The sequence below is a fragment of the Pseudomonas flexibilis genome, from assembly GCF_000802425.1.
In the GTDB taxonomy this organism is placed as follows: Bacteria; Pseudomonadota; Gammaproteobacteria; order Pseudomonadales; family Pseudomonadaceae; genus Serpens; species Serpens flexibilis.
In genome coordinates this window covers 125,791-146,223 of the sequence record NZ_JRUD01000001.1, presented here as the reverse complement: position 1 = coordinate 146,223, position 20,433 = coordinate 125,791, and the positions used below count along the sequence as shown (strand labels likewise).

The window sequence follows — 20,433 nt, the reverse complement described above, 5'->3', positions numbered from 1 at the left end:
GGCCAGGATCGCCTTTGCCCTGATGAAGAAGCGGGAGGATTACATCCCTCGAACTGCCTAAAAGCGCTTGCAGGGCAACATAGAATCTCCCACAGGATCCGCACGCCACCGTCACCTCATTGCGGTTTCCAACATAAATCCCAGGCAACAAAAAACCGGCCCTTGGGCCGGTTCTTTGTGGAACGCTTTGCTTAGGCAACCAGGGCCTTGATGCGGGCGTTCAGGCGGCTCTTGTGACGAGCGGCCTTGTTCTTGTGGATGATGCCCTTGTCGGCCATACGGTCGATCACCGGCACTGCAGCCACGTAAGCGGTCTTGGCCTTGTCCAGGTCCTTGGCGTCGATAGCCTTGACCACGTTCTTGATGTAGGTACGAACCATGGAACGCAGGCTGGCATTGTGGCTGCGACGCTTCTCAGCCTGGCGGGCGCGTTTCTTGGCGGAAGGGCTGTTGGCCACCGTCGAACTCCTCGAAAACTGGGGATGCAGGTAAATAAGGCCGCGAATGATGCCGACGCGCCTTTGGCTTGTCAAGCGCGCGAACACCGGCGCGCGATGCCCGGCGAGGCCACGCCCGCTCCCCGCCCCGCGCTGTTTGCCGCTACACTCGCCGCCTGGTTTCCAGGCCCACCGGGCCGACTCTCTCGCATCGGTCGTCCATGAACCTACTCAAATCCCTGGCCGCGGTCAGCTCCATCACCCTGCTTTCCCGCGTGCTCGGCTTCGTGCGCGACACCATCATCGCCCGGGTGTTCGGCGCCGGCGTGGCTTCCGACGCCTTCTTCGTCGCCTTCAAGCTGCCCAACCTGCTGCGCCGCATCTTCGCCGAAGGCGCTTTCTCCCAGGCGTTCGTGCCGATCCTGGCCGAGTACAAGACCCAGCAGGGCGAAGAGGCCACGCGCACCTTCATCGCCTACGTGGCCGGCCTGCTGACCCTGGTACTGGCGGCGGTCAGCCTGCTTGGCGTGCTCGCCGCCCCGTGGATCGTCTGGGCCACCGCGCCCGGCTTCGCCGACGAGGCCGACCGTTTCACGCTGACCAGCGACCTGTTGCGTGTCACCTTCCCTTATATCCTGCTGATCTCGCTGTCCTCGCTGGCCGGCGCGATCCTCAACACCTGGAACCGCTTCGCCGTGCCGGCGTTCGTGCCGACGCTGCTCAATGTGTGCATGATCGGCTTTGCCCTGTTCCTCACCCCCTATTTCGACCCGCCGATCATGGTGCTCGGCTGGGCGGTGCTGGCCGGTGGCCTGGCGCAACTGCTCTATCAGCTGCCGCACCTGAAGAGGATCGGCATGCTGGTGCTGCCGCGCCTGAACCTGCGCGACAGCGGCGTGTGGCGGGTCATGAAGCTGATGGGCCCGGCGATCCTCGGCGTCTCGGCGGCGCAGCTGTCGCTGATCATCAACACCATCTTCGCCTCCTTCCTGGTGGCCGGCTCGGTGTCCTGGATGTACTACGCCGACCGCCTGATGGAACTGCCCACCGGCGTGCTCGGCGTGGCGCTGGGGACCATCCTGCTGCCATCACTCTCCAAGTCGGTGGCCGGCGGCAACCGCGAAGACTACTCGCGCCTGCTCGACTGGGGCCTGCGCCTGTGCTTCCTGCTGGTGCTGCCCTGCGCGGTGGCCCTGGCGCTGCTGGCCGAGCCATTGACCGTGTCGCTGTTCCAGTACGGCCAGTTCACCGCCCACGACGCCGAGATGACCCAGCGCGCGCTGATCGCCTATTCGGTGGGCCTGCTCGGGCTGATCCTCATCAAGGTGCTGGCGCCAGGCTTCTACGCGCGCCAGAACGTGCGCACCCCGGTGCGCATCGCCCTGTTCACCCTGGCCATGACCCAGGTGATGAACGTGCTGTTCGTCTTCGTCATCCCGCTGGCCCACGCCGGCCTGGCGCTGGCCATCGGCCTGGCCGCCTGCCTTAACGCCGCCCTGCTGTTCTGGAAACTGCGCGCCCAGGACCTGTATCAGCCGCAACCCGGGTGGGCCTCCTTCCTCGCCCGACTGCTGATCGGGCTGTTGGCGATGGTCGCCGCGCTGCTGGCGGTCATGCACTACCTGCCGGCCTGGTCGGACGGCGGCATGCCTATGCGCTTCGCGCGCCTGGGCGTGCTGATTGGCGCCGGGGTGCTCGCCTATTTCGGCGTGCTGGCGCTGCTCGGCTTCCGGCCCCGCCAGTTCGCCCGGCGCGCGCTGTAGCGGCGCGCCGCTGCGCCCTACCCGCATACCGGCGCTGTGCGTATAATCGGCCACTTTTCAATCAAGACATCCGCTATGCAGCTGGTTCGAGGCCTCCACAACCTGCGGCCCCAGCATCGGGGCTGCGTCGCAACCATCGGCAACTTCGATGGCGTGCACCGCGGCCATCAGGCCATTCTCAAGCGTCTGCGCGAACGCGCGGCCGAGCTGTGCCTGCCCAGTTGCGTGGTGATCTTCGAGCCGCAGCCGCGCGAGTTCTTCACCCCGGACAAGGCGCCCGCGCGCCTAGCGCGCCTGCGCGACAAGCTGGAGCTGCTGGCCGCCGAGGGCGTGGACCGCGTGCTGTGCCTGGCCTTCAACCGCCGCCTGCGCGAGCTGTCTGCCCAGGACTTCGTCCAGCAGGTGCTGGTCGACGGCCTGCACGTGGCACATCTGGAGATCGGCGACGACTTTCGCTTCGGCTGCGACCGCGCCGGGGATTTCGCCTTCCTGCAGCAGGCCGGCGAACGCCACGGTTTCTCGGTGGAAGCGGCCAGCACCATCGAGCTGGACGGTGAGCGAATCAGCAGCACGCGGGTGCGCCAGGCCCTGGCCGCCGCTGACTTTGCCCTCGCCGAACGCCTGCTGGGCCGCCCCTATGCGATTGCCGGCCGGGTGATGCACGGCCAGAAGCTCGGCCGCCAGCTGGGCACGCCCACCGCCAACGTACAGCTCAAGCGCACCCGCGTGCCGCTGCAGGGGGTGTACCTGGTCAGCGTGCTGCTCGACGGCCAGCGTCGCCCGGGCGTGGCCAACATCGGCATGCGTCCCACCGTCAAGGGCGACGGCCGCGCCCATCTGGAAGTGCATCTGCTGGATTACGCCGGCGACCTGTATGGCAAGCGCCTCAGCGTGGCGTTCCACCACAAGCTGCGCGACGAACAACGCTTCGCCTCGCTGGAAGAATTGAAAACCGCTATCGACGCCGATATCGCTGCCGCCCGAGCCTACTGGCTGGGCCAACCGCTTCAATAACGAGCCTGAACGACGATGACCGACTACAAAGCGACCCTCAATCTGCCGGAAACGGCATTTCCGATGAAGGCCGGCCTGCCGCAACGCGAGCCGGAGATGCTGCAGCGCTGGGACAGCATTGACCTGTACGGCAAGCTGCGCGCGATCGGTGAGGGACGCCCGAAGTTCATCCTCCACGACGGCCCGCCCTACGCCAACGGCAGCATTCACATCGGCCACGCGGTGAACAAGGTCATCAAGGACATGATCGTGCGTTCGCGCACCCTGTCCGGCTTCGACGCCCCCTACGTGCCGGGCTGGGACTGCCATGGCCTGCCCAGCGAGCACAAGGTGGAAACCACCTTCGGCAAGAATCAGCCGGCCGACCAGACCCGCGAGCGCTGCCGCGACTACGCCAGCCAGCAGATCGAAGGCCAGAAGGCCGACTTCATCCGCCTGGGCGTGCTCGGCGACTGGAACAACCCGTACAAGACCATGGAGTTCGCCAACGAGGCCGGCGAGATCCGCGCGCTGGCGAAGATGGTCGAAGGCGGTTTCGTGTTCAAGGGTCTCAAGCCGGTGAACTGGTGCTTCGACTGCGGCTCGGCACTGGCCGAGGCGGAAGTCGAATATCAGGACAAGAAGTCCGACGCCATCGACGTGGCCTTCGCGGTGGAAGACGCCGAAAAGCTCGCCGCCGCCTTCGGCCTGGCCAGCCTGGCCAAGCCGGCCAGCATCGTGATCTGGACCACCACCCCGTGGACCATCCCGGCCAACCAGGCGCTGAACGTTCACCCCGACTTCGTCTACGCGCTGGTCGATACCGGCGACAGGCTGCTGGTGCTGGCCGAGGAACTGGTCGAGTCCTGCCTGCAGCGCTACGAGCTGGACGGGCAGATCATCGCCCGCACCGAAGGCGCCAAGCTGGAACTGATCCGCTTCCGTCACCCGTTCTACGAGCGTTTCGCGCCGGTGTACCTGGCCGACTATGTGGAAACCGGCTCCGGGACCGGCATCGTGCACTCCGCACCGGCCTACGGCGAGGACGACTTCCGCTCCTGCAAGCACTACGGCATGTCCAACGACGACATCCTCAGCCCGGTGCAGAGCAACGGCGTGTACGTGGCCGACCTGCCGTTCTTCGGCGGCCAGTTCATCTGGAAGGCCAACCCGGCCATCGTCGACAAGCTGCGTGAAGTCGGCGCGCTGCTCAAGCACACCGCGATCCAGCACAGCTACATGCACTGCTGGCGCCACAAGACGCCGCTGATCTACCGCGCCACCGCGCAGTGGTTCGTCGGCATGGACAAGGTGGTCGCCGACGGCAGCAGCCTGCGCGCCCGCGCGCTGGACGCCATCGAGCAGACCCAGTTCGTGCCGGCCTGGGGCCAGGCGCGCCTGCACGGCATGATCGCCGGCCGCCCGGACTGGTGCATCTCCCGCCAGCGCAACTGGGGCGTGCCGATCCCGTTCTTCCTGCACAAGGAAAGCGGCGAGCTGCACCCGCGCACCGTCGAGCTGATGGAGCAGGTCGCCCAGCGCGTCGAACAGCAGGGCATCGAGGCCTGGTTCAAGCTGGAGCCGGCCGAGCTGCTGGGCGCCGAGGCCGACCAGTACGAGAAGATCAACGACACCCTGGACGTGTGGTTCGACTCCGGCACCACCCACTGGCACGTGATGCGCGGCTCGCACCCCATGGGCCACGAACAGGGCCCGCGCGCCGACCTGTATCTGGAAGGCTCCGACCAGCACCGCGGCTGGTTCCACTCATCCTTGCTCACCGGCTGCGCCATCGACGGCCACGCGCCCTATCGCGGCCTGCTGACCCACGGCTTCGTGGTCGACGAGAACGGCCGCAAGATGTCCAAGTCGCTGGGCAACGTGATCGCCCCGCAGGAAGTCAACGACAGCCTGGGCGCCGATATCCTGCGCCTGTGGGTGTCGTCCACCGACTACTCCGGCGAGATGGCCGTCTCCAAGACCATCCTCACCCGCAGCGCCGATGCCTACCGGCGTATCCGCAACACCACGCGCTTCCTGCTTTCCAACCTGAACGGCTTCGACCCGGCCCGCGACCTGCTGCAGCCCGAGCAGATGCTGGACCTGGACCGCTGGGCAGTGGACGCCGCGGCACGCCTGCAAGCCGAGATCATCGAGGCCTACGACGAGTACCGCTTCTGGAACGTCTACCACAAGGTGCACAACTTCTGCGTGCAGGAACTGGGCGGCTTCTACCTGGACATCATCAAGGACCGCCAGTACACCACCCAGGCCAACAGCATCGCGCGGCGCTCCTGCCAGACCGCGCTGTTCCACATCGCCGAGGCGCTGGTGCGCTGGATCGCGCCGATCCTGGCCTTCACCGCCGACGAGATCTGGCAGTTCCTGCCGGGCGAGCGCAACGAGTCGGTGATGCTCAACACCTGGTACGACCAACTGGCCACCCTGCCGGAAGGCTCCACGCTGGATCGCGCCTACTGGGAGCAGATCCAGGCCGTGAAGGGCGCGGTGAACAAGGAGCTGGAAAACCTGCGCGCCGCCAAGGCCATCGGCGGCAGCCTGCAGGCCGAGGTCACCCTGTTCGCTGAACCGGCGATGGTCGAGCAGTTGGCCAAGCTGGGCAACGAGCTGCGCTTCGCGCTGATCACCTCCACCGCCTCCCTGGCGCCGCTGGCCGATGCGCCGGCTGACGCCGTGGGCACCGAGGTGGCGGGCCTGAAGCTGAAGATCGTCAAGTCCGAGCACGCCAAGTGCACCCGCTGCTGGCACCACCGTGAGGACGTGGGTCAGCACGCCGAGCATCCGGAGCTGTGCGGCCGCTGCGTGGACAACATCGAAGGTCAGGGCGAGGAGCGCCACTATGCGTAACGAATCGCCGGTCAGCGAGGGCATGCGATGAGCGCGCGCTTCGGCAAGCTGCCCTGGTTGTGGCTCACCGCCCTGGTATTCGGGCTCGACCAGGCCAGCAAGTTCTACTTCGAGGGCGCCCTGAACCTGTACCAGCAGATCGTGATCATTCCCGACCTGTTCAGCTGGACGCTGGCCTACAACACCGGCGCGGCCTTCAGCTTCCTGGCCGGCCAGTCCGGCTGGCAGCGCTGGCTGTTCGCGCTGATCGCCATTGTGGTCAGCGTGGTGCTGGTGGTCTGGCTCAAGCGTCTGAAGCCCAACGAAACCTGGCTGGCCATCGCCCTGGCACTGGTGCTCGGCGGCGCGCTGGGCAACCTGGTGGACCGCGTGCTGTTCGGCCACGTCATCGATTTCATCCTCGTGCACTGGCAGAACCGCTGGTATTTCCCGGCTTTCAACCTGGCGGACAGCGCCATTACCGTTGGCGCCATCATGCTGGTCATCGACATGTTCACATCCAAGCAGTCCGGAGAATCCCAATGACTGACATCCGCATCGGCCCGGACAAGGAAGTTACCCTGCACTTCGCCCTGAAGCTGGAGAGCGGCGACGTGGTCGACAGCACCTTCGACAAGCAGCCCGCCACCTTCACATTCGGTGACGGCAACCTGCTGCCCGGCTTCGAGCTGGCCCTGCAGGGTCTGAAGGCCGGCGACAAGCGCAGCCTGCGCATCGAGCCGGAACACGGCTTCGGCCAGCCCAATCCGCAGAACGTGCAGGTCATGCCCCGCGGCCAGTTCGAGGGCATGGAGCTCTCCGAGGGGCTGATGGTCATCTTCCAGGACGCCGCCAAGGGCGAGCTGCCCGGCGTGGTCAGCCACTTCGACAACCAGCAGGTCACCGTTGATTTCAACCACCCGCTGGCCGGCAAGGTGCTGACCTTCGAGGTGGAGATCCTGGACGTCAAGGCCGCCTGACGGTAGCCGAGGCCATAGGGTAGACAACGCGACGCCTTGTCTACCGTTGACACCCCAGCGCCTACCCGGTGGAAAATCGCTTCGCGAGTTTCCACCCTACGCCTAGCACCACCACGACGAGACACCGCCATGCACATCAAACTCGCCAACCCCCGTGGCTTCTGCGCCGGTGTCGACCGCGCCATCGAGATCGTCAACCGCGCCCTGGAAGTCTTCGGCCCGCCGATCTACGTGCGTCACGAAGTGGTGCACAACAAGTTCGTGGTCGAGGACTTGCGCGCCCGTGGCGCCATCTTCGTCGAGGAACTCGACCAGGTGCCGGACAACTACATCGTCATCTTCAGCGCCCACGGCGTCTCCAAGGCCGTGCGTGACGAAGCCGATCGCCGCGGCCTGAAGGTGTTCGACGCCACCTGCCCGCTGGTCACCAAGGTGCATATGGAAGTGGTGCGCTACAGCCGCGAAGGCCGCGAATGCGTGCTGATCGGCCACGCCGGGCACCCGGAAGTGGAAGGCACCATGGGCCAGTACGACGAAAGCAACGGCGGCAGCATCTACCTGGTGGAAAACGAGGAAGACGTGGCCCGCCTGCAGGTGCGCCAGCCGGAATCGCTGGCCTTCGTCACCCAGACCACCCTCTCCATGGACGACACCAGCAAGGTCATCGACGCCCTGCGCCAGCGCTTTCCCAACGTCGGCGGACCGCGCAAGGACGATATCTGCTACGCCACCCAGAACCGCCAGGACGCGGTCAAGCAACTGGCCGTGGAGTGCGACCTGGTGCTGGTGGTCGGCAGCCCGAACAGCTCCAACTCCAACCGCCTGCGCGAGCTGGCCGAACGCATCGGCACGCCGGCCTACCTGATCGACGGCGCCGAGGACCTCAAGCGCGAGTGGTTCGAGGGAGTCGAGAAGATCGGCATCACCGCCGGCGCCTCAGCCCCGGAAGTGCTGGTGCGTGGCGTGATTGAGCAACTGCGCGCCTGGGGCGCGACGGGTGCCGAGGAACTGGAAGGTCGGCCGGAGAACATCACCTTCTCCATGCCGAAGGAACTGCGGGTGAAGGCGCTGTAATTGCGCGGGTAACAAACGACAAGGCCGGCGATTGCCGGCCTTGTCGTTTCTGCCATTACCAGACCGTAGGGCGGTTGGCGCCTTTCCGGCCGCCTACCAGCAGGCGTCGAGATTACCGTTGCCGCTGCGCCCACGCTCGCCCCGGCTGTTCAGGGTCAGGTTGCCGCACGCGGCATCATTGGCCTGCGCCCCGCGCGGGGTAGCCGTGAGGATCACGCAACTGGCGATGCCCTGCCCGGCGCCGTTGCCGCAGGCCGCCGCCGTGATGCTGTAGCGCCCCTCGTCGGAAATCACCGGATCGGCGGCATAGCCGAGACCAGTGGGTGGCGCGGCGGAAGGATCGCCATCCAGGGCTGCGATATAGCGCTGGTTCTGCGAGTAGAAGCGCTCCTGAGCCTGCAGGATCTCCATCAGCTTGGCCTTGCCGTCGGCCCGCCCTGCCCGCAGGGTATGCTCCTGATAGCTCGGGTAGGCGATGGCCGCGAGGATGCCGATGATCGCCACGACGATCATCACTTCGAGCAGGGTGAAGCCTTTCTGGTCCATCAGTTTTCTCTCCAGTAGGTGGGTGTGACCGGGGTGCTTTCGCAGTAGCTCTTGCCGGGGCCATAGCCGCAGACCGGCGTGCCGAGTTCAGAACCGGCGCCAGTTGTAGGTGTATTGGAACCACCAGTGCCAGTCCCCGTCCCAGGCGTCGTGCCATCATCACCGCCACCGTCGCTGCCTGAATCACCGGACGGGCTGTCATCCAGAATCACCGAAGGACTCGGCGGAATCCCGCTGCGATTCAGGTCGAAGCCGCGCACCACCACACCATCCTTGAGGAACACGCCGCTGGCATCGCTGAGGTTGACGGCGTAGTAGCGGCCCCGTCCGACATCCGGCCCGCAGGTGCTGACCGCCTGGCCGCGCGGGCTGAAGGTACTGAACAACACCACGCCCTTGTAGGAGGTCGAGGCCGATAGCACCTTCTCGCCATGGGGCAGGCGCATGAACCAGCCCTGGCTCTGGCCGAGCAGGGTCTGGTTGGGCGTGTAGTTGTCGCCCGGCTGCAGCTGGGCGTAGAGGCCATTGATCTCGGTGCGCAGGCCCGGCAGACGCTCGCTGGCGGTGGCGATCGCCTGGTCCAGCAGGAACTGGTAGGCCTCGAGGATGGTCAGGTCGTCGCCGTACTGCGCGCGGGCCGCCGCCAGTTGTTCCTCAGTCAGCGTGGGGGAGTCGACGTAGGGCAGTGCCTGCAGCGCTTCGATGGCGGTCAGCAAGGCAGCGGCCTGGGCCAGATGCGTCTGGCGCTCATCCTCGAGATCGTCGAGCAGTTCGACATCATTACTCTGGCTGTCGGCCAAATTCTCTAGGTCCTGCAGCTTGCCCTGTTCGTCGCGCGCCAGGAGGTCGCTTTCGAGCTGGCCGGCACCGCTGTCCCAGGAACCGACGTCCGCGATGGCGGCCTGCAACGCATCCAGTGCTAACTGACGGTCTGTCGTGGCAGCACGGGCGGCGTCGATCAGATCAGGCAGCGTGATATTCAGCCGATCGCGCCCGGCGGCCGCAGTTGCGTAGTTCTGACGCAGATCGCCGAGCTCTTGCTCCAGCCCATCCACATCTGCGTTGTCGGGGTCGTTGCGGGCTGCCACCAGCTCCGCCTCCTTGGCCGTCACGGTGGCCTGGTAGGCTTCCAGAGAGGCCTGCCGCTGCAACAGATTGCCGTAGACCGTGGTCAGCTGACTGCGATAGGCAATCAAATCGGTGTTGTTCGGATCCGCCACCACCCAGCCATCGAGCAATGACTGCACATCGGCGATCTGCTCCTGGAAGTCCCGCTGTTGCTCGGATTCCGGCGCATGCTGCACGACGAAGGGATTCCGCTCGAGGATCTGCTCGATCTGCTGCTGGCGATACAGCGCCTCGGCCTGTTCCTGTTGCCACTGCTGATACTTGCCGGTCAGGCCGCTGGAGGCCCGATAGTCCGTCAGGGCCAACTGGGCCGACACCACCGTCGCATTCAGCGCGCTGATTTCCGCTTCCTTGGCGGCCAGCTGCGTGCGGATAGCCGCCGCCGCGTCGCCACTGACACTCACACTGGAAACATCCGTCAGATCAGCCTCGGTCAGCGTCGTATAACTCGTCGGTGGCGAGTAGACGTTGTAGTCACGCAACACATAGAAGCGGTCTTCGGTGTCCTCGTTGAGTGGATGGGCGCGATAGCCCGAGCCGATGGCGATGGTGAAGTGCGGCTGGCTACCACGCACGCGGTGCAGCGCGATGTCCGGCGGGCTGTAGAAACGGCGATTGTCCGCCGCCGTAGTGCCGCCCAGGCTGGCGACACGCCCACCCGTCGCGGTGCTGTTGGCACCGCTGTGGTTGAAATCGATGCGGAAGATCTGCCCGCGGGTATCCGCGACATAGAGGATATCGACCAGACCATTGCCATCGACATCCACCAGCGCCGGCTCGGCCGGAATGCTGTTGGTCATGCTGGCGATCTGCAGGTCGGCCGCCTGATCGCTGCCGGCCCGCCACAACAGCTTCCCGCTATCGGCGTCGACAATGAACAGCGCATTGCCACGTGTATCGTTGCTGGGGGTGTTCGGCTCGTCATTGTCCTGGTTGGTGTCGTAACCACCGGACAGGATCAGCACCTTGGTGGGCGTGCCGTTGACCTTGAGCTGGCCCAGCATCGGCGCCGCCCAGGTTTGCCCGAGCGCATCGAAACCCGGCGTCACGCCACCCTTGATCGCCCACTTGAGCTTGGGCGCATCAAGATTGGCGACATCCAGGGCGTAGTAATTGCGCCCGCCCCGGCGCATGCCGGCATACAGGAACGCCTTGGACAGGCTGCGGGTCTGGTTGTCGGCATCCAGGGGGCCGTACTCGACCCACAGCTTGATCTGCCCGTCCATGCCATAGGTCTTGGCTCCACCCTTCGCATCCTTGTAGTAGGCACCCAGGTTGGGCAGCAACTCCTTGGGAATGAAGGCGAACTTCTCTACCCCGGTGCTGGCATCGACGGCATGAATGAAGCCTTCGTTGCTGCTGAAGAACAGGAACAGCTGCTCCAGGGACGAGCCCAGCACGGGATCGTACGTGGGGTCATTGGTCGGTTTTTCGGCATTGGTGACCCGTGCCAGGTTCTCATCGGTGCGGTAGGCCACCAGTTTCGGCTCGTTATGCAGGATATCGGCCACCTGCTGGCGGCGGGTATTGGTCTGCGGATCGAGTCCCTGGCCCCACTTGATGAAGTTGCTGCGCTCGGTGTTGTTGGCCGCGCCAAGCATGGCGTTGGTCAGCTGCTGGGTATCCGCAAGGCTTGCCAAGGTGGCTGCGCCGGTTACACCCGCATTGGCTGTCGGGGTACGGTCGTTCCCGGTCCAGGTGTAAACCGTTCGCGAAGCCGGCAGGTTCTCGGCCACGCCACCCTTGGCCACATCCTTCCCGTCCGTGCTCGATGACCAGAAGCTGCGCGCGGTATCGCGGAAGAAGCCGGTCTGGGGGTCCACGGCCGGATTGCCGTCGCGATCGACGATCAGGCTGTCGCCGTTGCCATCCCGGGTCAGCTTGTAGCGCTTTACGTTGCCCACCCAGCGGTCGCCTTCGGCGGGCCGGAACAGCGCGTAATAGAGGTCGTTGCGGTAGCCGAGATTGTTGTAGGCGCTCACCGCCACGCTGGGCGCGGCGAAGCTGGTGTTCTCGGCAAGGATCTCGACGATGATCGACTTCATCGCCTCGGTCAGCCCGGAGACGTTGCTGGTGGTGAAGTACTTGCCGCCGCCAGCCTCGGCGGTGTTCTTCAGCAGCGGCAGGTCGATGGCGAAACCGATGGTGTAGGTGTTGACCGTCTGCGTGCCGCTCACGCCAGGAGCCATGTCCTGATTGGCCATGTACTCGGCCAGGTGAGGCAGGCAGGCTCCCTGACCATTGCCGCAGGTCGAGGCGGGATATCGGACATTCTTGCCGGCCACCAGCTTGCGCACCGCCTCGTTGGAACTGGTGTCCTGGGTTGGCTCGCCATCACTGAGATAAATGATGTTGGTCTTCTGGCAACTATGGGTAAGCGGGGATATATAGGCGCCGTCCCGGATGGAGCTCGCAACACTGACATTAACGAGTTCCCGCTTCGTACAGTTTCCCCTGCGGTCCCAATCAACACACTGCAAGACTTCCTTGCCCCAGTAGGGACTACCACCACTCAGATAAAGAAAGGCTTCGTAGAATGTTTCCAGCAGCGGAGTATTCCCCGATGCAGGGATATCATCCACAACGTCCTTCATGTCGGCGGCATTATTTTTCGTCAGCCGCTTAACTTCCTGCAGGACCTTACCGCCATCATTGCCGTTGAAGCGCATGATGCCCACATTGACATCCTCGGCGACTTTCAACTCATCGATAAGCTGCTTGGTCACCTGGCGCACGACCTGAATGCGACTTTGCTTGGGCTTGGTGCCGGAGACTTCCGTGCCCATGGAACCGGAGGAGTCGATGATGAACAGAATGTTCGGCCGAACCCGTTGATCGGCCGGCAGATCGCGGGTGACGTAGATTTCTATGTCGTCTGCCAGCACCGCCTGAGAGGCCAGCAACGTATAGAGAAAGGCCCCTGCGGCCAGCGCTAATTTCCTTGCCATGATTGACCCTTCTTACTCGAATATCTCGACTTTTAGAATCCGCTTCGGATCAGCACTGGAGATCGTCACATGACCGTCCCATTCGACTCTTTGCCCGAGCAGCGAAATGTCCAGCTCCTGGTTGCCGCGTATCAGCCGGGTTTCTCGATCAATGAATTTCTGCTGAATCTCACAGGTCGAACAGGTGTAAACCAGCACAGTTGCCAAACGCTCTGGCTCGTGCCGCCAGTGGAAAATCAACCGCTGGGATTCGATGGTTTCCATAAGCACTTCATGCATCGCTTGTTCCCGCGCCGCTGCATTTCCTAGCGCCAACGCAAGAATGCAGGCGATACATACGCCGATCCGGGTCATGACCCACTCCTCGCTCACTGGTTACTCATGAATACGATGCCCTGCACCTGCGACGACTCGGCCCCGCCATCCATCCGGGCGGTGGTGGCCACTTCGTAATAGGTGCAGGAGAACTTGTCCCCGCTGCTGCCGTCCTCACAGATCCGCTGATTCAGGAAACGCACGCTGTGCCGGGGGAAGGCAGCACCCGCAGGATCGATTTCAGCATCAAGCGCCACGGGCAAACGGCTGGTGTCCGGCAGGGCCAGGTTGGCCAACTGAGAGGACGTCAGGCCATGGACTCCGGCATTCAGCGCCTCCAGTAGCGGGGCACGCCCCGCCGCGCTGGTATTGAACAAGCGCTGCTGCGCGCGCATCTCGCTCTGCGCCAACTGGTGGGCCATGCTGCGGAACTGGGTGTTGCTGGCCATGCGCTCCTCAAGCGTGGCAAAGCGCACGGCGGTCAGGCCGGCAACGGTCAGTACCAGGAGAAAGATCAGGGCCACGATCAGGCTGGCCCCGCGTTGACGAAGGGGTACTCGAAGCATGGGGACCTCAGTAAATGTTCTTCAGCTGAATCGTGGTGGTGAAGATCTGCCGGGCCAGCCGGTCATTGAAGCTCACCGGCTCGGCGTCGAGCAGGATGTAGGGCCGCGCGGGTGGTGCAGGCGACACGGGGGAGAGGGAATTGGCCAGCACGGCCACCCGCACGGCACGCACCTGCTCCCAGTTGGTGACGCGATCGGCCGAGACATACTGGTTGGCGCTATCGAGGTTCCCCTGGGTGCTGATGCCAAACAGCACCTGCAGGCGATCGATGCCGCTGACCAGCTCGACGTTCGACGTGAGCACCTGGTAGGGCGTGTGTTGGTAGGAAGAACAGCGCAGGCTGCCGTTCTGCACATGGAAGACGTTGACCAGGACGCGATCGTCATCCACGGTCGTTCCGCCGCAGTCCTGGCGCGTCCCGGTCACCGGGTCCCTGGGTGGCTGGAAGGCGATGGCCAACTGGTCCGAGGCGTTGCCGTTGCCAGTTTCCGTACACAGCCCCGTGCAACCCGAGCCCTGCACGGCGAGTGGCGGCCACAAGCTCAGCGCGGTTGGTTCCACATAGCCGCCCATCCGAACACTGCGCGCAATGAACTCCAGCGCAAAGCGGCCATTCTCCTGCAGCACCGACATGGCCTCGTTGGTGGCGTAGGTCTGCTTGCTGGCCAGGAACACCTGGATGATGCCGGTCAGCAGCAGCAGGCTGAGCACCAGGGCGACCAGCAGTTCGACCACGGTCAGGCCGAGCTGCCGAGCCGGAGCGATCATGTACTTCATCGACGAATCTCCTCGAGCCGGGAGGACAAGACCTTTTCCCCCCGCTGCTGTTTGCCACGCTCCTGCGGCTCGTTGCCCTTGCTCAGCCAGGTGGCTGTCAGCGACAGCACGCCGTTGACGTTGCCGATCGCCACCACCGGCGCAGCGGCACTCGCCGTGAGGAAGTCGCGACTGGAGAAGCGCGCATCGTCCGCATTGAAGTTGGCCAGAGCGGCATAGCTGCAGCGCGCCTCCCAGCTGTCAAACGCGGCCATCTGCGCGGCGGTGCAGCTGGCGGCATTGACCTTGGCGCCGGTGGCCGGATTGACGTGATCCGCACAGCGCACCGCCGGCAGGGCCGCGCAGTTCACGGCCGCCGCGTAGTCGGCAGCGCTCCCCTGGGGATTGGCGCGCATCCGCTCGGCCAGGTCCTGCAGCACGGCGGCGGCCTGCGAGCGCTGCGCACTGTCGGATGTACCCTGCAGCGCATTGAGCTGCAGGGCCGCCAGGCCAAGCAGCCCCACCGTGAACACCAGCAGGGTGACCAGCACCTCGATCATCGAGAAGCCGGCCTGCCTGTTTCCTTTGTTCGACATTCCTGATCCCTCGTCCTTATTGCGGGCAGTTGGCATCCCGCGTCGTGGCCGACACCTCGGTGCGGCCTTGCGGCGTGAGCAACACGCAGCGGGCGTTCTGGCCGGTGGCGGGCAATTGCGGGGAAGACACCTTGAAACGCGGACGACCGCTGCTGACCCCTCGCGTGCCATCGCGCAGGAACAGGATCCGGTAAGGGCTGGCCAGGGCAGCGCTGCTGATGGTCACGTTGCTGCGGCCGGAGAATCGGCGCAGCACCGCGGCGTCATCGCAGTTCGCTACGGTTGCCGGGGCGACGCACCAGCCATTCGCCCAGCCGTTCGGACTGACCGTCTCCGGGATCACCGCGATGCTGGTCGAGCTCTTGATCGCTTCGGAGCGCGCCAGCGCCATGGCCAGGGCCAGGTCGCCCGCCTGGCTGGCGACCCGCTGGCGAACGATGAAGTCGCCCATCGCCGGCGCGGCCAATGCGGCCAGGACCGCCAGCAAGCTGACGGCCACCATGAGTTCGATGAGGGTGAAGCCTTGGTTGAATCGCATGACCCGCCTCGCCTGAAGAATCGAGCGCAGTGTCTGCAAGCCCCCCAGGCGTGACAATCGGGGTACCGATGGCTGGTGTGAAATCGTGGGCAAACGGTCGAGCAAATGGGTGAATTTGCAGACAACGTCGCAAAACCCACAAAACAGGGCTGCTACCGCCCAGACAACTAACCCAGCGGGCAGCCCTGCTCGTGTCGCTCCGCACGCACCCGACCCTGGCGGCTGATGACCAGCTTGCCGTAGCGGTTCAGACCCGCCTGGTGACACAGGGTGAATGTGCCGTTACTGAGGTAGGTGGTGCCCTGCCCGCTGAAATGCAGCGAATGCAGGGGCTTTGTCCCCACCCAGTCCGCCTGCACGTGGCTCGGAATGGCCAGGGTTTGCAGCAGCGTCTCGCCGGCGTCCAGTGCCCGATTGCCGTTACCGTCGACGAAACTGGTCAGCACGCCGGCCTTCATGCTGACGCAGCCCCCCTGAGCATTCAGGGCGCACAGGGTGACCCGACGCTGGTTGATCAGCGCATGCTGGCGGGCCTGCACGATCAGACGCATCAGTTCAGCCTGATAGGCGTCGAGCTGATGCTTGCGGTACAGCTGTGTCATCGAGGGCGCAGCCAAACTGACGGCGATCACCAGGATCGCCAGCGCGATCATCAGTTCCACCAGCGTGAACGCACGTTGCCGTTCATAGTCCATGAGCGAATCCTTGCTAATCCCAATATCATGTCGGCCTTCCTGACCGACCCGTCCTTGTTAGACCATGGCCACGGCCCGTCAAGCAGATCACTTCGCTGAATCGCCCAAGGAGAGAAATGTGCAACACGTTCTGGTAATCGGCGCCGGCATCATCGGCCTGCTGACGGCCTACAAGCTGGTCGGCGCGGGTCGGCGCGTCACCCTGGTGGAAGGCGGCGAGCCGGGTCGCGAGGCATCCTGGGCGGGGGGTGGCATCGTCTCGCCGCTGTATCCGTGGCGGTATCCGGCGGCGGTGCAGGCGCTGGCCCTGCAGGCGCAGGACGCCTACCCGGCGCTGACGGCGCAGTTGCTGCAGGACAGCGGAGTCGATCCCGAGCTGCACGTGACCGGCCTGTACTGGATGGATGTTGAGGACGAGGAGCGGGCTCTGGCCTGGGCCGCCCGTTTCGAGCGAACCCTGGAACGGGTGCCGGTCGACGATGTGCGGCGGACCATCCCCGCCCTCGCCGACCGTTTCCAGCGTGCGCTGTACATGCCGGGGGTGGCCAACATCCGCAATCCGCGCCTGCTGAAGGCCTTGCGCGTGGCGCTGGAGCGCCTGGCCCACGCGGAGATCCACAGCCAGCAGCCGGTGCAGGGCTTCGTGCAGGAAGGCGGGCGAGTGGTCGGCGTGCGCACGGCGACGCAGGAGTTTCGCGCCGACCAGGTGGTGCTGGCCGCCGGCGCCTGGAGCGGCGAGTTGCTGGCCACCCTGGGCGTGCAGCTACCGGTCCAGCCGGTGCGCGGGCAGATGATCCTGTTCAAGTGCGCCACGGATTTCCTGCCGAGCATGGTGCTGGCGGGTCGCCGCTACGCCATCCCGCGCCGCGACGGTCACATCCTGGTCGGCAGCACCCTGGAATACTGCGGCTTCGACAAATCCACCACCGAGAATGCCCTGGACAGCCTGCGCGCCACGGCCGCCGAGTTGCTACCGGATCTGGCGAACGCACCGGTGGTCGGCCACTGGGCTGGCCTGCGGCCGGGCTCGCCGGACGGCATCCCGTTCATCGGCGAACTGGCCAGCCATCCGGGGCTGTGGCTGAACTGCGGGCACTTCCGCAACGGCCTGGTGCTGGCGCCGGCCTCCTGCCGCCTGCTGGCGGATCTGATGCTGGGGCGCGCGCCTTCGATCGATCCGACGCCCTATGCGCCGGATCAGCGGTTGGGCTGAGTGGGGTCACCGGGGGCGGTGCGCACATGGCGGCGAAAAGGCGCCGATCGCCCTACGCGCGGCCACCGACCCGTAGGGTGGACAACGCTTTTCTTGTCCACCGCCCACCCCGCAGGGCCGCCCCACATCCGTATAAGGCCTATTCCTGACCGTCGCGGTCGCGGAAGCCCAGCAGGTACAGGATGCCGTCCAGCCCCAGGGTGGAGATCGCCTGCTTGGCCGACTGCTTGACCAGCGGCTTGGCGCGGAAGGCCACGCCGAGGCCGGCCAGGCCGAGCATCGGCAGGTCGTTGGCGCCGTCGCCCACGGCGATGGTCTGCTCCAGGCTCAGGCCTTCCTTTTCCGCCAGGTGGCGCAGCAGGTCGGCCTTGCGCTGGGCGTCGACGATCGGCTCGATGGCCACGCCGGTCAGCTTGCCGTTGACGATCTCCAGTTCGTTGGCGAACACGTAGTCGATGCCGAGCTTGGCCTGCAGCTGCTTGGCGAAGTAGCTGAAGCCGCCGGACAGGATCGCGGTCTTGTAGCCCAGGCGCTTGAGCTCGGCGAACAGCACCTCGGCGCCCTCGGTCAGGCGCAGGCCGGCGCCGATCTCGGCCAGCACGTCCTCGGACAGCCCCTTGAGCAGACCGAGGCGCTCCTTGAAGCTGGCGCGGAAATCCAGCTCGCCGCGCATGGCGCGCTCGGTAATCTCCGCCACCTGCTCGCCTACGCCGGCGGCCTTGGCCAGCTCGTCGATCACCTCGGCCTCGATCAGCGTGGAATCCATGTCGAACACCGCCAGACGGCGGTTGCGGCGGAACACCGAGTCGCGCTGGAACGCGATGTCCACGTTCAGCTCCTGGGCCACGCTGAGAAACTCGGCACGCAGGGCATCCGGATCGGCCGGCTCGCCGCGCACCGAGAACTCGATGCAGCCCTTGCCGCGCTCGACCGGCATGTCCAGCGGCATGCGCCCGGACAGGCGGTCGATATGGTCGATGTTCAGGTCGTACTTGGCGGTGATGGCACTGACCCGGTGCAGTTGCTCGGCAGTCACCTGGCGAGTCAGCAGGGTGACGATATGGCGCGGCTTGCCCTGGCCGTTCACCCAGTGCTGGTAGTCGGCCTCGGAGACCGGCGTGAACCGCACTTGCTGGTCCAGCTTGTAGGCGGTGAACAGCACATCCTTGAGCGCTGCGGAGGCGCGCTCGTTGTCGGGCATCTCCACCAGGATGCCGAACGACAGGGTGTCGTGGATCACGGCCTGGCCGATGTCGAGGATGTTCACGCCGCCCTGGGCCAGCACTCCGGTGATGGCGGCGGTCAGCCCGGGGCGGTCTTCCCCGGTGATGTTGATCAGGACGATTTCGCGCAAGGCGCAGCTCCCATGACGAAGGGCAACGGAAAGGCGCGCATTCTACCCCAAGCGCCGGCAAGGTATGCCGACGCACAGCGGGCGAGACGCCAGACCCCGCGAAAATGGTGGCATTTAGCCTTGACACAATTCACGTCAGGGTGCTTTGGCAGCCTCCGGGCATTCCGTATACTCCCGCGACCTATATCGCCGAGATGCGCGGCCCGTGAGACCCGACAACCTGTTCCTGCGACTGTTCGACGCCCTGCGTGGGCGTACCCTGTCCGTTCCCCTGCGCATCACTGGCCTGTGCCTGGGCATGGTGGCCCTGGTGCTGCTGCTGTACGCCTGGGTGATCGGCACGCAGCTGCGCCAGACCAGCCAGCAACAGGCCAATGTGGTCGGTCAGACGCTGGTCACCCAGACCGCAGCAACGGCCACCAGCCTGCTGGTGGCTAACGACATCCTCAGCCTCAACGTGCTGTTGGGCAATCTGGTGAAGAACCCGCTGGTAGCCCACGCCGCCGTCTACAGCACGGACAACCGCATCCTCGCCGAAGCCGGCAGCCGGCCGGCTGACGCCACTGACGGCCTGTTCGCCACGCCTATCAGCTTCCAGGAGGTGCTCGCCGGCCAGTTGCGCATCAGCCTGGACATGCAGCATTTCCGTCAACCCCTGAGCCTTGGCTTGCAGAGCATGGCGTTGCTCAGCCTGATCCTGCTCGCGGCCGCGCTCTGGCTGTCGCTGCTGGCGGGCCGCAGCCTGGCCAACCCACTGATCGCGCTCGGCCACTGGGTGCGCGATCCCCAGGGGCTGGCACCTGGGTCGCAGCGACAGGACGAGATCGGCGAGCTGGCGCGTTCACTGCAGGCGCGCCTGGCCCCGCTCCCCGAGCCCGCGCCAGAACCCGAGCAGGAGCTTGACCTGGACCCGGAGGCGGACCCGGAGCTGGCCCTGGATGACGAGCCTGAGCTCGAAGCGGCCTGGCAACCCGAACCGGGCAACCCGCGCCCACAGCGCGCCATGGCCCATAGCCTGGACGAGGACGATCCGTTTCTGGATCTGGACGAGGTGGCGCTCGACGAGGATCTCGCCGCCCCTGCCCTGGCTGCCCGCTCCGATGCCAGTGCCTGCGCCGTGCTGGCCGTGCAGATCGGCCAGCAGGATCAGCTGCGCCGTCTGCCCCGCCAGCGCCTGGTCGACCTGCTGGACCGCTATCGGCACTGCCTGGAGCAGGCCAGCAGTCTCTACCAGGGCGAGCTGCACATCCTGCGCGACGGCAGCAGCCTGGTGTTGTTCCATCAGCGCCATGACGACGACTACCTGGGTCATGCGCTGTGCTGCGGGGAACTGCTGCGCGCGCTTGGCCATTCGCTGCAGCTGCAGATGGCCGACACCGGCCAGGTGCCCCAGCTGCAGCTCAGCCTGTGCGGTGGCGCCCTGCCCGAGCGCATCGGCCAGGGCGATCTGCTACTCAGCGAACCGGCCCAGCAGGCCCTGGCACTGGCCCAGCACAGCCGCACCCTGCTGCTCACCGACGCCCAGCTGGGGGTCGCCGCGCCGATTCGCGAGCGCGCACGCCTGCGCCCGACCAGCAACCCGCCGGGCGCCTATTGCGTGGAAAGCCTGCTGCCGCCCTATCCGGCGCTGATCGAGCGCCAGCTCGGCCGCTTCAGCGAACTGCGCGAAGGACAGGCGTAGGG

At 65.5% G+C, this 20,433-nt stretch carries 18 protein-coding genes; 8 read left to right on the top strand and 10 right to left on the bottom strand.

What is annotated here, in order from left to right; translation table 11 throughout:
• Positions 1–191: 191 nt before the first annotated feature.
• The gene (gene rpsT, locus SF06_RS00610; RefSeq protein WP_027589024.1) at positions 192–458 is read right to left on the bottom strand and encodes a 30S ribosomal protein S20; all 267 of its coding nucleotides are present in this window, start codon (positions 456–458) and stop codon (positions 192–194) included.
• Positions 459–658: 200 nt separating this feature from the next.
• Here rpsT and murJ point away from each other — a divergent pair, with 200 nt between their 5' ends.
• The 6 genes from murJ to ispH all read left to right on the top strand — a co-directional run bounded on the left by murJ (position 659) and on the right by ispH (position 8,094).
• Complete coding sequence (gene murJ / locus SF06_RS00605) at positions 659–2,200, top strand: murein biosynthesis integral membrane protein MurJ (RefSeq protein ID WP_039559284.1); 1,542 nt, start codon at positions 659–661, stop codon at positions 2,198–2,200.
• 75 nt (positions 2,201–2,275) lie between these two features.
• Positions 2,276–3,214: a bifunctional riboflavin kinase/FAD synthetase gene (gene ribF, locus SF06_RS00600; RefSeq protein ID WP_039559283.1), complete on the top strand. Its 939-nt coding sequence runs from the start codon at positions 2,276–2,278 to the stop codon at positions 3,212–3,214.
• Between the two features lie 15 nt (positions 3,215–3,229).
• On the top strand, positions 3,230–6,061 hold the full coding sequence (gene ileS, locus SF06_RS00595; RefSeq protein WP_039559281.1) for an isoleucine--tRNA ligase: 2,832 nt from the start codon (positions 3,230–3,232) through the stop codon (positions 6,059–6,061).
• Between the two features lie 27 nt (positions 6,062–6,088).
• Positions 6,089–6,586, top strand: a complete 498-nt coding sequence (gene lspA, locus SF06_RS00590; RefSeq protein WP_039559279.1) for a signal peptidase II — start codon at positions 6,089–6,091, stop codon at positions 6,584–6,586.
• Positions 6,583–7,020 carry an FKBP-type peptidyl-prolyl cis-trans isomerase gene (locus SF06_RS00585; protein ID WP_027589029.1) on the top strand — a complete coding sequence of 146 codons (438 nt, stop codon included), beginning with the start codon at positions 6,583–6,585 and terminating at the stop codon, positions 7,018–7,020. Before lspA ends, SF06_RS00585 begins: the two co-directional genes overlap by 4 nt.
• Positions 7,021–7,149: 129 nt before the next feature.
• Entirely contained in the window at positions 7,150–8,094 is a 945-nt protein-coding gene (gene ispH, locus SF06_RS00580; protein ID WP_039559278.1) for a 4-hydroxy-3-methylbut-2-enyl diphosphate reductase, read from the top strand.
• 93 nt (positions 8,095–8,187) lie between these two features.
• On the opposite strand, the gene SF06_RS00575 is transcribed toward ispH, so the two are convergent.
• From SF06_RS00575 to SF06_RS00540, 8 genes are all read right to left on the bottom strand, one after another.
• Positions 8,188–8,640 (bottom strand): type IV pilin protein, encoded by a 453-nt coding sequence (locus SF06_RS00575; protein ID WP_039559277.1) that lies wholly within the window; start codon positions 8,638–8,640, stop codon positions 8,188–8,190.
• Positions 8,640–12,716: a PilC/PilY family type IV pilus protein gene (locus tag SF06_RS00570; RefSeq protein WP_156143273.1), complete on the bottom strand. Its 4,077-nt coding sequence runs from the start codon at positions 12,714–12,716 to the stop codon at positions 8,640–8,642. The genes SF06_RS00575 and SF06_RS00570 overlap by 1 nt, the downstream gene beginning before the upstream one ends.
• A 12-nt stretch (positions 12,717–12,728) precedes the next feature.
• Positions 12,729–13,070 (bottom strand): hypothetical protein, encoded by a 342-nt coding sequence (locus tag SF06_RS00565; RefSeq protein WP_139182016.1) that lies wholly within the window; start codon positions 13,068–13,070, stop codon positions 12,729–12,731.
• Between the two features lie 14 nt (positions 13,071–13,084).
• Complete coding sequence (locus SF06_RS00560; protein WP_039559274.1) at positions 13,085–13,597, bottom strand: pilus assembly PilX family protein; 513 nt, start codon at positions 13,595–13,597, stop codon at positions 13,085–13,087.
• A gap of 7 nt (positions 13,598–13,604) precedes the next feature.
• The gene (locus SF06_RS00555; RefSeq protein WP_027589035.1) at positions 13,605–14,375 is read right to left on the bottom strand and encodes a PilW family protein; all 771 of its coding nucleotides are present in this window, start codon (positions 14,373–14,375) and stop codon (positions 13,605–13,607) included.
• Entirely contained in the window at positions 14,372–14,950 is a 579-nt protein-coding gene (gene pilV, locus SF06_RS00550) for a type IV pilus modification protein PilV (protein WP_074467509.1), read from the bottom strand. The genes SF06_RS00555 and pilV overlap by 4 nt, the downstream gene beginning before the upstream one ends.
• Before the next feature lie 16 nt (positions 14,951–14,966).
• Entirely contained in the window at positions 14,967–15,488 is a 522-nt protein-coding gene (locus SF06_RS00545; protein ID WP_039559272.1) for a GspH/FimT family pseudopilin, read from the bottom strand.
• A 167-nt stretch (positions 15,489–15,655) separates the two neighbouring features.
• On the bottom strand, positions 15,656–16,183 hold the full coding sequence (locus SF06_RS00540; protein ID WP_052199665.1) for a GspH/FimT family pseudopilin: 528 nt from the start codon (positions 16,181–16,183) through the stop codon (positions 15,656–15,658).
• 118 nt (positions 16,184–16,301) lie between these two features.
• Here SF06_RS00540 and thiO point away from each other — a divergent pair, with 118 nt between their 5' ends.
• On the top strand, positions 16,302–17,396 hold the full coding sequence (gene thiO / locus SF06_RS00535; RefSeq protein ID WP_039559271.1) for a glycine oxidase ThiO: 1,095 nt from the start codon (positions 16,302–16,304) through the stop codon (positions 17,394–17,396).
• A gap of 139 nt (positions 17,397–17,535) precedes the next feature.
• Here the strand turns inward: thiO and serB are convergent, their stop codons facing one another.
• Positions 17,536–18,750 carry a phosphoserine phosphatase SerB gene (serB, locus tag SF06_RS00530; protein WP_039559269.1) on the bottom strand — a complete coding sequence of 405 codons (1,215 nt, stop codon included), beginning with the start codon at positions 18,748–18,750 and terminating at the stop codon, positions 17,536–17,538.
• A 205-nt stretch (positions 18,751–18,955) separates the two neighbouring features.
• On the opposite strand from serB, the gene SF06_RS00525 reads away from it, so the two are divergent.
• A complete protein-coding gene (locus SF06_RS00525) occupies positions 18,956–20,431 on the top strand; it encodes a histidine kinase (protein ID WP_039559268.1) in 1,476 nt (491 codons plus the stop codon).
• Positions 20,432–20,433: the final 2 nt, after the last annotated feature.

Coding starts and splice junctions, on each gene's coding strand:
- murJ (WP_039559284.1), top strand. CDS start 659: ATGAACCTACTCAAATCCCTGGCCGCGGTCAGCTCCATCACCCTGCTT.
- ribF (WP_039559283.1), top strand. CDS start 2,276: ATGCAGCTGGTTCGAGGCCTCCACAACCTGCGGCCCCAGCATCGGGGC.
- ileS (WP_039559281.1), top strand. CDS start 3,230: ATGACCGACTACAAAGCGACCCTCAATCTGCCGGAAACGGCATTTCCG.
- lspA (WP_039559279.1), top strand. CDS start 6,089: ATGAGCGCGCGCTTCGGCAAGCTGCCCTGGTTGTGGCTCACCGCCCTG.
- SF06_RS00585 (WP_027589029.1), top strand. CDS start 6,583: ATGACTGACATCCGCATCGGCCCGGACAAGGAAGTTACCCTGCACTTC.
- ispH (WP_039559278.1), top strand. CDS start 7,150: ATGCACATCAAACTCGCCAACCCCCGTGGCTTCTGCGCCGGTGTCGAC.
- SF06_RS00575 (WP_039559277.1), bottom strand. CDS start 8,640: ATGGACCAGAAAGGCTTCACCCTGCTCGAAGTGATGATCGTCGTGGCG.
- SF06_RS00570 (WP_156143273.1), bottom strand. CDS start 12,716: ATGGCAAGGAAATTAGCGCTGGCCGCAGGGGCCTTTCTCTATACGTTG.
- SF06_RS00565 (WP_139182016.1), bottom strand. CDS start 13,070: ATGACCCGGATCGGCGTATGTATCGCCTGCATTCTTGCGTTGGCGCTA.
- SF06_RS00560 (WP_039559274.1), bottom strand. CDS start 13,597: ATGCTTCGAGTACCCCTTCGTCAACGCGGGGCCAGCCTGATCGTGGCC.
- SF06_RS00555 (WP_027589035.1), bottom strand. CDS start 14,375: ATGAAGTACATGATCGCTCCGGCTCGGCAGCTCGGCCTGACCGTGGTC.
- pilV (WP_074467509.1), bottom strand. CDS start 14,950: ATGTCGAACAAAGGAAACAGGCAGGCCGGCTTCTCGATGATCGAGGTG.
- SF06_RS00545 (WP_039559272.1), bottom strand. CDS start 15,488: ATGCGATTCAACCAAGGCTTCACCCTCATCGAACTCATGGTGGCCGTC.
- SF06_RS00540 (WP_052199665.1), bottom strand. CDS start 16,183: ATGGACTATGAACGGCAACGTGCGTTCACGCTGGTGGAACTGATGATC.